General features: G+C 68.9%; 9 protein-coding genes. 4 read left to right on the top strand and 5 right to left on the bottom strand.

The window, feature by feature from the left end; translation table 11 throughout:
- Positions 1-72 precede the first annotated feature (72 nt).
- The 3 genes from ACV7NN_RS06840 to ACV7NN_RS06830 are packed head-to-tail and all read left to right on the top strand — an operon-like array spanning position 73 to position 3,947.
- Positions 73-1,275 carry a CaiB/BaiF CoA transferase family protein gene (locus ACV7NN_RS06840; protein WP_463348822.1) on the top strand — a complete coding sequence of 401 codons (1,203 nt, stop codon included), beginning with the start codon at positions 73-75 and terminating at the stop codon, positions 1,273-1,275.
- Positions 1,276-1,293: 18 nt separating this feature from the next.
- Positions 1,294-2,457, top strand: coding sequence for an acyl-CoA dehydrogenase family protein (locus tag ACV7NN_RS06835; protein WP_463348821.1), 1,164 nt, complete (start codon positions 1,294-1,296; stop codon positions 2,455-2,457).
- Complete coding sequence (locus ACV7NN_RS06830; protein WP_463348820.1) at positions 2,454-3,947, top strand: aldehyde dehydrogenase (NADP(+)); 1,494 nt, start codon at positions 2,454-2,456, stop codon at positions 3,945-3,947. Before ACV7NN_RS06835 ends, ACV7NN_RS06830 begins: the two co-directional genes overlap by 4 nt.
- Before the next feature lie 118 nt (positions 3,948-4,065).
- Here ACV7NN_RS06830 and ACV7NN_RS06825 read toward each other — a convergent pair whose 3' ends face one another.
- Together ACV7NN_RS06825 and ACV7NN_RS06820 are read right to left on the bottom strand one after the other, a co-directional pair.
- Positions 4,066-5,499, bottom strand: coding sequence for an aminotransferase class III-fold pyridoxal phosphate-dependent enzyme (locus ACV7NN_RS06825; RefSeq protein WP_463348819.1), 1,434 nt, complete (start codon positions 5,497-5,499; stop codon positions 4,066-4,068).
- Between the two features lie 11 nt (positions 5,500-5,510).
- Positions 5,511-6,995, bottom strand: a complete 1,485-nt coding sequence (locus ACV7NN_RS06820; RefSeq protein ID WP_463348818.1) for a CoA-acylating methylmalonate-semialdehyde dehydrogenase — start codon at positions 6,993-6,995, stop codon at positions 5,511-5,513.
- A 124-nt stretch (positions 6,996-7,119) separates the two neighbouring features.
- On the opposite strand from ACV7NN_RS06820, the gene ACV7NN_RS06815 reads away from it, so the two are divergent.
- Positions 7,120-8,763: a PucR family transcriptional regulator gene (locus ACV7NN_RS06815; RefSeq protein ID WP_463348817.1), complete on the top strand. Its 1,644-nt coding sequence runs from the start codon at positions 7,120-7,122 to the stop codon at positions 8,761-8,763.
- A 105-nt stretch (positions 8,764-8,868) separates the two neighbouring features.
- Here ACV7NN_RS06815 and ACV7NN_RS06810 read toward each other — a convergent pair whose 3' ends face one another.
- From ACV7NN_RS06810 to ACV7NN_RS06800, 3 genes are all read right to left on the bottom strand, one after another.
- On the bottom strand, positions 8,869-9,213 hold the full coding sequence (locus tag ACV7NN_RS06810; RefSeq protein ID WP_463348816.1) for a cupin domain-containing protein: 345 nt from the start codon (positions 9,211-9,213) through the stop codon (positions 8,869-8,871).
- Positions 9,214-9,252: 39 nt separating this feature from the next.
- Positions 9,253-10,680, bottom strand: coding sequence for an NAD(P)/FAD-dependent oxidoreductase (locus ACV7NN_RS06805; RefSeq protein WP_463348815.1), 1,428 nt, complete (start codon positions 10,678-10,680; stop codon positions 9,253-9,255).
- Positions 10,681-10,814: 134 nt separating this feature from the next.
- Entirely contained in the window at positions 10,815-12,317 is a 1,503-nt protein-coding gene (locus ACV7NN_RS06800) for a helix-turn-helix domain-containing protein (protein ID WP_463348814.1), read from the bottom strand.
- Positions 12,318-12,403 lie beyond the last annotated feature (86 nt).

Here is a 12,403-nt window from a genome sequence, read left to right as displayed (position 1 = left end):
ACGGCGGCACGGACCGCAAAATCATTCGGTATAGAATGAATTGTTTTTTGGAGCATCGATGAGGAGGTCCGGATGAGCGGCACTGCATCCCCGGGTGCGCTCGCCGGAATCCGCGTCGCCGACTTCTCACGCGTGCTCGCCGGTCCGTACGCGACGATGATGCTCGCAGACTTCGGCGCCGACGTCATCAAGGTCGAGAGCCCGGACGGCGACGACACGCGATCGTGGACTCCGCCGGTGGATGCGAGCGGGCAGTCCACCTACTTCGCCGCGGTCAATCGCAACAAGCGCTCGGTCGTCTGCGACCTGCGAACTGAGGACGGCCTGGCGGCGGCGCGTGCCATAGCGGGTACGGCGGATGTGGTGGTCGAGAACTTCCGGGCCGGCGTGATGGAACGCTTCGGGCTCGACGCGGCCACCCTCCAGGCGGCGAACCCCGGGCTCGTGTACTGCTCGATCACCGGGTTCGGCCGTCAGCAGGGCGCGGCGCTCGCCGGATACGACCTGCTCGTGCAGGCCGTCGGCGGCCTCATGAGCATCACCGGCCAGCCGGACGGGGCACCCACCAAAGTCGGTGTCGCGGTCGTGGATGTGCTCACCGGCCTGAACGCTCTGTCGGGCATCCTCCTGGCCCTCCGCGAACGCGACCGCACCGGCATCGGCCAGCGCGTCGAGGTCGACCTGCTCACCTCCCTGCTCGCCGGGCTCACCAACCAGGCGTCCAGCACCCTCGCGACCGGCGTCGCGCCCCGGCGACTCGGGAACGCGCATCCGAGCATCGCGCCCTACGAGGTGTTCGAGGCGTCCGACCGCGAATTGGTGGTCGCCGTCGGCAACGACAAGCAGTTCCGATCGTTCGCCACGATCCTCGGGCTGCCGGGACTCGCCGACGACGCGCGCTTCGCGACCAACGAGTCGCGTGTTGCGCACCGCGCGGACCTGCGCGCGACCGTCAACGACGCTCTCGGCGTGGGAACGGCCGCGCACTGGGTGTCGGCGTGCGCGGCGACCGGCGTCCCGGCCGGGCTCGTCAACAGCGTGGCCGAAGCGTTCGACTTCGCCGCGTCGCTCGGCCTCGACGCGGTCGCGCAGGTCTCCGACGACGCGACCGGCCGCGTCCAGGTGCAGCCGGCCAATCCCATCCACCTCTCGTCCGCGCCCGCACGCTACGAGCGGGTCGCACCGGCGCTCGGAGAGCACGACGGCGCGGTCTGGCTCGACGAGGCGAGCCGGGCATCCGCATCCCGCCCCGCAACTGCACCCGCAACACCCTAGAACGGAAGAAGGAACCCCGTGGGCACCCTGCTCGAGGACGCTTTCAGCATCGACCCCCTGCTCAGCGACGACGAACGCGACTGGGCCGCGAAGGCCCGCACGTTCGCGACCGAACGCATCCGGCCGGTGATCGAGCAGGACTTCGAAGACAAGTACTTCCGCCGCGAATTCGTCGGCGAACTCGGCGCGCTCGGTCTGCTCGGCATGCACCTCAGGGACGAGGGTTGCGCGGGCGCCGGCGCGGTCAGCTATGGTCTGGTCTGCCTGGAGCTCGAAGCGGCGGACAGCGGATGGCGCACCTTCGTCTCGGTGCAGGGATCGCTGGCCATGAGCGCGATTTCGAAATTCGGTTCCGACGAGCAGAAACACGAATGGCTGCCGCCGATGGCGCGCGGTGAGCGCATCGGATGCTTCGCGCTCACAGAGCCCGGCGGCGGCAGCGACCCGGCAGGGATGCTCACCTTCGCCCACCGCGAGGGCGACGACTGGGTGATCCGAGGCAGCAAGCGGTGGATCGGGCTCGCGAGCATCGCGGATGTTGCGGTCGTCTGGGCGGCGACGGATGAGGGAGTGCGCGGGTTCCTGGTGCCGACCTCGACGCCCGGGTTCACGGCGACGCCGATCGACGGCAAGCTGTCGATGCGGGCCTCCATCCAGTGCGACGTGGCGCTCGACGACGTACGGGTGCCGGCGGATGCGATGCTGCCGGGCGCGCGGGGGCTGTCCGGTCCGTTCAGCTGCCTCAACGAAGCCCGGTATGGAATCGTGTGGGGCGCGATGGGCGCGGCGCGGTCCTGCCTCGAAGCGGCGTTGGGGCGCGCGACCAGCCGCGAAGTCTTCGGCAAGCCGATCGGCGCAAGGCAGCTCGTGCAGCAGAAGCTCGCCGACATGTTCGTCGAATACGAGAAAGGTGTGCTGCTCGCGCTGCATCTCGGCAGGCTGAAGGAACGTGGCGACCTGACCCCGACCCAGATCAGCGTCGGAAAACTCAACAGCGTTCGCGAGGCGCTGAAGATTGCGGGGGAGGCACGCAGCATCCTCGGCGGCGACGGTATCACCAATGAGTTCCCGGTGATGCGGCACCTCGCGAATCTCGAATCGGTGCGCACGTACGAGGGGACGGATGAGATCCACACCCTCGTGCTCGGCCGCGCGCTCACCGGACTGGCGGCGTTCTCGTGAGTGCGGGTTCGTCTGCTGGGGAGGCGGCGGGCGCGAGCGCATCGGCCGGCCCGGCTTCGGTGGACGCCGCAGCATCGCGGGCTGCCGCGAGCGGCGTCGGATCGACGTCGCGCGAAGAACGTGCCCTCTGGCTCGAAGCGCTCGCTGCTGCGCTGGAAGCGCACCGGGCCGAACTCGCCGGGATCGCGCACCGCGAGACCCACCTGAGCGAGGCGCGACTCGACGGTGAGGTGACCAGAACGGCCGCGCAGCTGCGGTTCTTCGCCGGAGTCGCCCGCGATGGCGGCTATCTGGAGGCGACTCTGGACTCGCCGGACCCGTCGACCATTCCGCCGCGGCCGGACCTCCGGCGGATGCTGCGGCCGATCGGTCCCGTCGCCGTGTTCACCGCATCCAATTTCCCGTTCGCGTTCTCGGTGCTGGGCAACGACACGGCGTCGGCGCTCGCCGCCGGATGCGCGGTCGTGGTGAAAGCCCACCCGGGTCATCCGGAGTTGTCGCGGCGCACTGCGTCGATTGCGGTCACCGCGCTCGCGGATGCGGGCGCGCCGGACGGGGTGTTCTCGCTGGTCGAAGGCGTGGAGGCGGGGGTCGCGCTGGTGCAGCATCCCGCGATCGCAGCCGTCGGGTTCACGGGCTCCGAGCGGGGCGGGCGTGCGCTCTTCGACCTTGCCTGCGCGCGGCCGGCACCCATCCCGTTCTATGGGGAGCTCGGGAGCATCAACCCGGTGGTGGTGACGAGCGCCGCGGCGCAGGAGCGCGCGGCGTCACTCGCAGCGGGACTCGTCGGGTCGTTCACCAGGGACGGCGGGCAGTACTGCACGAAACCCGGACTCGTGTTCGTGCCGTCGGGCAGCGGATTCGAGGATGCGCTGGCCGAGTCGGTGGCGCTTGCTCCGGCGCAGCGACTGCTGACGGATGGGATGACCGGCGCGTTCGCACAGGGGGCGGCGTCGCTCGCCCGGCGTGAGGAGGTCCAGGTCATCGGAACCGTGCGTGGCGTCGACGAGGCTGAGGCCTCGGATGGTAGTGCGCCTGTCGTCGTGCTGGTCGATGCGCCGGATTTCCTGGCGTCGAGCGCGGTGTTCCTGGCCGAGTGCTTCGGGCCGCTGACGGTCGTCGTGCGGTATCGCGACGACGCCGAACTGGCCGCGTCGGTCGGGAAGCTCGAGGGGTCGCTGACGGCGACCATCCAGCATGCGGCGGACGAGGATGTCGCCGGGCTCACGGAAGCGCTGTCCCGCGTCGCGGGCAGGGTCGTGTTCAACGGCTGGCCGACCGGGGTGGCGATCGCGTGGTCGCAGCATCACGGTGGTTCGTGGCCCGCGACGACGGCATCCGTGCACACGTCGGTCGGAGCGACGGCGATCCGGCGCTTCCTGACGCCGGTGGCGTACCAGGATGCTCCGGCGTCCGCTCTGCCCGTCGAGCTGCGCGACGGTAACCCGCTGGGCGTGCCGCGCCGCGAAGACGGCGTGCTGCGCGGCTAGGTGTGCCGCCGGGGTGAGCGTGTCGAGGGTGACAGTTACGGTCGAGAGTGGCCTGCGGAACAGGCAGGCTCGACCGTAACTGTCACCCTCGATGCGGTTGGGGCGGCCGCGCCGAGCGTTACTGGACGTAGCGGTCGGCGACCGTGAGGGCTGCGTCGATCGCGGCGAGGCCGTGGCGCAGTTCGCCTTCGCCGATGATCAGCGGCGGCGCGATGTGTACCCGGTTGAAGTGGGTGAACGGCCAGACGCCCGCAGCCTTGCACGCGGCGGCGACTTCGCCCATCGGGGCAGCATCCGCGCCGGCGGCGTTGAACGGCACGAGCGGTTCGCGCGTCTCCCGCGACCGCACCAGTTCGAGTGCCCAGAACATTCCGCGTCCTCGTACCTCGCCGAGCGACCGGTGGCGTTCGAGCCAGGACGTGATCTCCGGTTCGATGACCCGCTCGCCGAGGTCGCGCGCGCGCCCCAGGATGTTGTCGCGCTCGAACACATCGAACGTCGCTACGCCGGCAGCACAGGCGAGTGGATGCCCGGAGTAGGTGAGTCCGCCCTGGAACGACACGTTGTCGAAGAACGACGCGATGCGGTCGGAGATGACGACCCCGCCGAGCGGCACATAGCCGGAGTTGACGCCTTTGGCGAAGGTGATCAGGTCGGGGGTGACCCCGAACGCGTCCACGGCGAACCATTCACCCAAGCGGCCGAACCCGACCATCACCTCGTCGGCGATGTAGACGATTCCGTACTTGTCGCACAGTTCGCGGACGCCGGCCAGGTAGCCGGGCGGTGGGACCAGCACACCGTTGGTGCCGACGACCGTCTCGATGATGATCGCGGCGACGGTCGCGGCGCCTTCGAGCACGATCACGTTCTCGAGGTGCTCGAGCGCGCGCTGCGCCTCTTCTTGGGGAGTGGTCGCGTGGAACGCCGACCGGTACAGGTACGGCCCGAAGAAGTGAGCGACGGATGAGTCGCTCTGCTCGTTCGCCCAGCGACGCGGGTCGCCGGTCAACGAGATGGCCGTCGACGTGCCGCCGTGGTACGAGCGGTACATCGACAGGACCTTGCGGCGCCCGGTGACGCGCCTCGCCATCCGCACCGCATACTCGTTGGCATCTGCGCCACCGTTGGTGAAGAAGACCTTGTTGAGGTCGCCGGGCGCCACGCGGGCGATACGACGGGCGAGTTCTCCACGGACGTCGCTGGCCATCGACGGCTGGATGGTCGCAAGCCGCCCGGCCTGGTCCTGGATCGCCCGGACGAGATCGGGGTGCTGGTGACCGAGGTTGAGGTTGACGAGCTGTGAACTGAAGTCGAGGTAGGCGTTGCCCTCGTAGTCCCAGAACGTCGAGCCCTCGCCCGCAGCGATGGGCAGCGGGTTGATCTGGGCCTGCGCGCTCCACGAGTGGAAGACGTGGTTGCGGTCGTCGGAGCGGACCTGCTGCTCGGCGGCCGCGTCCCCGAACGGATGCTCGACGCCGAGCCGGTCGCTGTAACCGGTCGTTGCCCCGGACGCGTTCGCCAGCCGCGGAGCCTGGATGGTGTCTGTCATCGGGATGCCTTTCAGGAGTTGCCGGGGAACGCGAGTTCGATCTTGGAGTGCACCGGGTCGGGCCAGCGCGACGTGACGACCTTGCTCCGCGTGTAGAAGTGGAACGATTCCGGCCCGTAGATGTGCGCGTCGCCGAACAGGGACTTCTTCCACCCGCCGAACGAGAAGGAACCGACCGGGACGGGAATGGGTACGTTGATGCCGACCATGCCGACCTCGATCTCGAACTCGAACTGCCGGGCCGCCCCACCGTCCCGGGTGAAGAGAGCCACGCCGTTGCCGTACTGGTTGGCGTTGATGAGCGCGATCGCCTCGTCGAACGTCTTGACGCGCACGACCGACAGCACCGGACCGAAGATCTCGTCTGTGTAGACGCGCATGTCGGTTGCGACGTTGTCGAGAAGGCTGACTCCGATGAAGAATCCGTCGGTGTCGAACGCCTTCTGCGAGCCATCGACGACGACGGTCGCTCCTTCGGCCGCCGCGCCGGTCACGTAGGAGGCGACCTTGTCCCGGTGCTCGCGAGTGATCAGCGGTCCCATCTCGGACTCGGCACGCGTGCCGTCGCCGATGACGAGGGAGCCGAGGCGTCGCTCGATGGCGGCGACGAGAGGATCGCCGACCTCACCGACGGCGACCAGCACGCTGACCGCCATGCAGCGTTCGCCCGCTGAGCCGTAGGCGGCGGAGACCGCGGCGTCGGCGGCAGCTTCGATGTCGGCGTCTTCGAGGACGACCATGTGGTTCTTCGCCCCGCCCAGTGCCTGGACGCGTTTTCCGTTCGCGCTCGCGCGCTGGTAGATCGACTGGGCGATCGGGGTGGAGCCGACGAAGCTGACGGCGTCGACGTCGGGGCTGTCCAGGATCGTGTCCACGGCGATCTTGTCTCCGTGGACGACGTTCAGCACACCGGCCGGAAGGCCCGCTTCGAGGAACAGTTCGGCGAGGAAGACGGACGCGGACGGGTCCTTCTCGCTGGGCTTGAGCACGACGGTGTTGCCGCAGGCGATGGCGCTGGCGACCATCCAGAGCGGGACCATGACGGGGAAGTTGAACGGCGTGATGCAGCCGACGACACCGACGGGCTGCTTGATGCTGTGCACGTCGATGCCCGTGGACACCTGCTGGCTGTACTCGCCCTTCAGGAGGTTGATCAGCCCGGAGGCGAATTCGACGTTCTCGAGACCGCGACCGATCTCGCCGGCTGCGTCGGAGAGGACCTTCCCGTGCTCGCTGGTGACGATCGCCGCCAGCTCCGGAGTGCGCTCCTTGAGCAGGTGGCGGAGGCGGAACATGACGTCGGCGCGCTTCGTCAGACTGGTCGCGCGCCACGCCGGGAGGGCCGCCCGTGCCGCGGCGATGGCGGACTCGACGTCGGAGACGGAACCGAGGATGACCTCGTGCTGCTGGTCGCCGGTGGCGGGGTTGAAGACGGGACCGGTGCGTTCGGCGGTGCCGAACGCTTCACCGTTGACGATGTGTCGAATGAGGGCCACGAGCGGCCATCCTCTCTGAACGGGGCGGCGGCCGCACGCGTCTGTGCAACTCTGCCGGACAAAATGCCCGGACTGGGCACTAGGCTTACATCCCAATGATTGCAGAGCAGTTCGGGAGGATTCCGTGCCAGATCGTCGCGGCTTTGGTATCGCCAGTACATATCGTCCGGAGACGGGCGCGCCGGTGACGGATGCCGGCGCGGTTCTGCCGACCATTCGCGAGGTCCTCCGGTTCGAGGAGGTCGCCGCAGCCGTGCCCGAGGTGCTGGCGGGCGCCGAGAACCTCGACCGGCCGGTGCGTTGGGTGCACGTGACGGAGACCGCATCCGTCGCCCACTTGGTGAGCGGGGGCGAGCTGCTGCTGTCGACCGGTGTCGGCTGGCCGAGCGACGATGCGGGCCTACGCGGATACATCGCGCAGCTCGTCAGTGTCGGCATCGCGGGGCTCGTCCTCGAACTCGGTGTCCGCTTCGACGCCGTCCCTCCGGCCCTGATCGCGGAATCCGCATCTCGCGGTCTCCCGCTGATCGTGCTTCATCGCGAGGCCCGGTTCGTGGCCATCACCGAGGCGGTGCACTCCCGGATCATCTCAGATCAGATGGCTGCGCTGCGGGCACGGGACGACATCCATGCGCTCTTCACCGAGCTGAGCCTGCGCGGAAGCCCCGCCGACTTCATCGTCTCCCAGGTCGGCCGGGTGCTCGGCGCTCCCGTCGTGCTCGAGAACCTGAACCACCAGGTCGTCGCGTTCGAGGCGCTCGATGCCGGGGACGACGTGCTCGCCGATTGGGAGCAGCGCTCCCGGCTCGCCCATCGCTCCCGCGACACGGACTGGCTGATCACACCGGTCGAGGCGCGAGGGATCCGCTGGGGCCACCTCATCGCCCTGGGCGGCGACCCGCACCCGGCCGGGCGCTCGAACGTGCTCGAGCAGGCCGCCGTTGCGCTCGCGCTCAGCCGGCTCGCCGATCGCGATGCCGACGAGTGGACCCGCCAGAGCCACGAGCACCTTCTCGGCGCCCTCGTCGGGGGGCGCTTCAGCAGCGAGCGCGGCCTCGTTGCGCGGTTCGAAGCCGCAGGGATAGCGGTGCGGGGGCGACGGCTGGTCGGGCTCGCGCTCGCATCGCGCTCGGGGACGGCCGACGCATCCGCTGCGCTCGCCGCCGCGCGCGAGATCGGCGTGGATGCACTTGCCGGCGCCCATCCGGCCGCACAGAGCGTGCAACTCGTCGTCGCGCTCTCGCTGGGGCAGAACCAGCAGCTGACCGACCATGCCATTGACACGTTCGCCCGTCGTTTTGCTCATGCAGCAAGTCTTCCCGTCGAGGATCTTGTGGTGGCTGTCGGGGCTGAAGCTGTGGACATCCCCGGCCTCCTCGCCTCTGTGGAGGAGGCGACGGAACTCCTGGCGCGCAATGGCGGCAGCAGGCGAAGAAATCTCACCGTCCACCGGGTCGACGACCGGCCACTGCTGCGATTCATCAACTCGTTCGGAAGCGACCCCCGGCTCCAGGCGCACAGTGAGAAGATGCTCCGCCCGCTCATCGAGTACGACCTCGACAACGGGGGCGACCTGCTCACTGTGCTCCGCGCATACGCCGCGAATCCCGGAAACCGCACGAAAGCGGCCGCATCGAGCCACCTCTCGCGCTCCGTCTTCTACCAGCGGATCGCCCTGATCGAGGATCTCCTCGGCGCCGACCTCGACGACGGCGAGACCGTGAGCGCCCTCCACGCCGCCCTCCTGGCGCGCCGCACCCGCGCCTGACCGAATCCAGACACGTTGAGCCCGGGAAAAGTCCGCTGATCCGGCGGAATCAGCGGACTTTTCACGGACTCAACGGGCGGCGGGCACAGCGCGCCCGCCGCACGCTCAGCCCAGGTAGACCTTGCGAAGCGTCTCGGTGACCGTCCAGACGGTGCGGGCGCCCGCGCGCAGCTGCACCACGTCGCCCGGGCCGAGCAGCATCCACGCGCCGGTGTCGACGAACTCGATCGTCGCGCGCCCCGACACCACCACGAACAGCTCGTCCGCTTCGACGTCGCTCATCGCACCCGGAGTCATCTCCCACACGCCCACCTCGTGGTCGCCGAACGCGCCGAGCACACACGACCCGGTCGTCGGCGAACCGGTCACGACCTGGTCGTGCGGCACGGGCTCGCGGTCGAGTTGGAGGTCGGCTGCGCCGATGCGGCCGACCCTTTCGAGTACATCCATGTGCAGTGCTCCGATCGGGTTTTCGGGGTGTGGGACGGGTCAGGAGTCGAAGCCGAGGCCGACCGCGTCGAGGGTCCTGAGGAACAGGTTGCGCTTGCCGTCGTTGTGGTCGGCACGGTCGAGGGACCAGCGGGTCAGGTTGATGCCGAGCGAGGCGGCGGGCTCTGGCGGGAAGGGCAACGGGCGGCTCTTCACGAATGCGAGTTCGGTGCGCTCGGTCGCCCGGCCGTCGAGGAGGTCGAGCATCACTTGCGCGCCGAAATGCGTGGATGCCACCCCGAGCCCGGTGAACCCTGTGGCGTAGGCGACGCGTCCGTCGCGCGCACTGCCGAAGAACGCGCAGAACCGGCCGCACGTGTCGATGGCGCCGGCCCACTTGTTGGTGAAGCGGATCCCCTCCAGCTGAGGGAAGGTCGTGAAGAAGTGGCTCGCCAGGCGCCGGAACGTCTCCGGGCGGTCCTCGTAGTCGTCGCGGATGCGCCCGCCGTAGTGATAGATCGCATCGTAACCGCCCCAGAGGATGCGGTTGTCGCGGCTCAGGCGGTAGTAGTGGAACTGGTTCGCCGAGTCGCCGAGGCCCTGTCTGCCATTCCAGCCGATGGAGGCGAGTTGCGCATCCGTCAGCGGTTCGGTCATGAGCACGTAGTCGTAGACGGGGACGGTCGCGAGCCGGTTGCGCTTCAGCAGCGATGGGAACACGTTGGTGGCGAGCGCGACCTTGTGCGCCCGAACGGTGCCACGCGGGGTGCGGAGTTCGGCGCCCTGCGCGACGCTGAGGCTGCCGGTCTCAAGGCCCGTCACCGGGGTGTTCTCGAAGATCTCGACGCCGAGTTCGGCGCACGCGCGGGCGAGGGCGACAGTCAGCTTCGCGGGGTGGATGAGGGCGGAGTCGCGGCTGCGGAACAGCCCGGCCTCGAAGGTGGGCGAGTTCACCTCCGCACGCACCGCCGCCGTGTCGAGGAACTGGGCGTCATCGCCGTTCGCGCCCTCGAGGAGCCACTCGACCTGGTGGGGTTCGGTGGCGATGTCGATCGCACCGTTGCGCTCGAAGTCGCAGTCGAGCGCCAGCTCGCTGACGGTGCGCTCGATCTCGTCGAGGTTCGCCCGTCCGAGTGCCTGGAGCCGGTCGAATTCGCCGGGGAAGCGCGTGAGTCCGTTGTCGTCGCCGTGGGTGAGGCTCGCTTCGCAGAAGCCACCGTTGCGCCCGGATGCCGCCCAGCCGATCTGCCTCGCCTCCAGCAGCACGACCCGAAGCGCGGGATTGGTGCGCTTGGCCAGGAGGGCCGTCCACAGGCCGGAGTAGCCACCGCCCACCACGGCGAGGTCGCAGTGGGTGTCCGCGGTCAGCATCTGATAGCCGTCGGCCGGAGCGTCCTCGATCCAGAACGGCGACTGGCGCGTGCCGGTCAGCGCGTGCTCGACGACGGATGCATCCGGTCGCCTTCGTTCGAAAACAGTGCTGCCCACGTCGGTCCCCGCCTCTTCGCCCTGGTTCCTGACATTCTCCCGGCCCGAGCGGGGGCGCGAGTGCCGGATTCCGTCGTGAAATCGTGATTTTCCGATCATTCCGTCCGGCTCGTCCGCTTGACCCTGAAGGACATCTAGCCGACCGGCTGGTGCCGCTCGAGGAAGGTGTACACCTCGGTGGCGTCGACACCGGGGAACGTTCCCGTCGGCAGAGCGGCGAGCAGGCTCGTCGGGGTGCGGGCGCTCGGCCAGGACTGCCCCTCCCATTTCTCGGCCAGGTCGGTCGGCGCCTGCCGGCAGCACGATTCGTCCGGGCAGCGGGACACGGCCCGGTACGGGGTCTCGCGGCCGCGGAACCACTTCACGTGCTCGAACGGCACGCCCACGCTCACCGAGTAGTCGCCCTCCTTGGCCTTCTCGATGCGTGACGTGCACCAGAACGTGCCGCGCGGGGTGTCCGTGTACTGGTAGTACGGGCTGAATCGGTCGTCGACATCGAACACCGTGCGCGCGGTCCAGCTGCGGCAGACGGTGGTTCCCTCGATCGCACCGAGCGCATCCGAGGGGAAGGCGACGGAGTCGTTCTCGTAGGCCTTGATGATGGTCCCGGACTCGTGCACCTTCATGAAGTGCACCGGGATGCCCAGCCGCGCGGTGGCGAGGTTGGTGAACCGGTGGGCGGCCGTCTCGTATGAGACGGCGAAGGCGTCGCGGAGGTCCTCCATCGAGATGCGCCGGAAGTTCTTCGCCTCGGCGAGGAAGGCCACCGCGTCCTTCTGGGGCAGGAGGATGGCAGCGGTCAGGTAGTTGGTCTCGACGCGCTGCCGGAGAAAGTCTGCGTAATTTCTGGGCTCGTCGTGCCCGCACAGGTGGGACGCGAAGGCCTGCAGGATGGGCGAACGGGAGTCCCTGGACGCGGACTGCTCGGTCGGCAGGTAGATCCGGCCGTTGCGCTTGTCGGTGACCGAACGTGTCGAGTGAGGCAGGTCGCCGACGTAGTGCAGCGAGAATCCGAGGTGGCTCGCCATGTCGGAGACGACCTGCTGCGACACCGGGCCACCGGTGTGGCCGACCGCCGCGAGCAGCTCGGTGGCCATGTCCTCGAGCTCGCCGAAGTAGTTGTCGCGGGCGCGCATCGTGCGCCGCAGCTCGGCGTTCGCCCTGCGCGCCTCCTCCGGGGTGGCGGCCCGCTCGCGATGGAGCCGCTCGACCTCCTGGTGGAGAGCGAGGATCGTGCGCAGGTTCTCGTCGCTCTGGGCCTTGGAGATCCGCACCGGTTCGAGGCCGAGTGCCGCGAAGACGGGACCGCGCTGTGCGCGTTCGACCGCGATCTCGAGGGCCGCTCGCTCGTTCGGCGGCTCGGGCGACAGCAGGTCGTCGACGGAGACGGAAAGGGCGGATGCGATGGAGCGCAGCAGGGACAGCCGGGGTTCGCGGTTGCCGTTCTCGATCGTCGAGACCTGCGAGGGCGCGCGGTCGATGGCTGCGGCGAGGGCGTCGAGGGTGAGCCCGCGCTGAATGCGGAACGCCCGGATGCGCCTGCCCAGGGTGAGCGCGTCGATGTCCGCACCGGTGTCGGCGTCGGGTTCGGGGTCCCCGGCGAACGCGATCGTTCGGGTGGCTTCAGTGCCTCTCATGCAGGACATGGTGACACGGCTCGGAAGTTCTGACAAACAGAAGAACCGCGGAAATTCTGTCGACCAATCTCAGCTCCGGGGGTTGC

The sequence above is a fragment of the Leifsonia sp. Ger2509 genome (assembly GCF_055231915.1).
This window is presented reverse-complemented; position numbering and strand designations above follow the sequence as displayed.

Excerpts from the sequence above, each read along its gene's own strand:
- ACV7NN_RS06840 (WP_463348822.1), top strand. The coding sequence starts at position 73 with ATGAGCGGCACTGCATCCCCGGGTGCGCTCGCCGGAATCCGCGTCGCC.
- ACV7NN_RS06825 (WP_463348819.1), bottom strand. The coding sequence starts at position 5,499 with ATGACAGACACCATCCAGGCTCCGCGGCTGGCGAACGCGTCCGGGGCA.
- ACV7NN_RS06810 (WP_463348816.1), bottom strand. The coding sequence starts at position 9,213 with ATGGATGTACTCGAAAGGGTCGGCCGCATCGGCGCAGCCGACCTCCAA.
- ACV7NN_RS06800 (WP_463348814.1), bottom strand. The coding sequence starts at position 12,317 with ATGAGAGGCACTGAAGCCACCCGAACGATCGCGTTCGCCGGGGACCCC.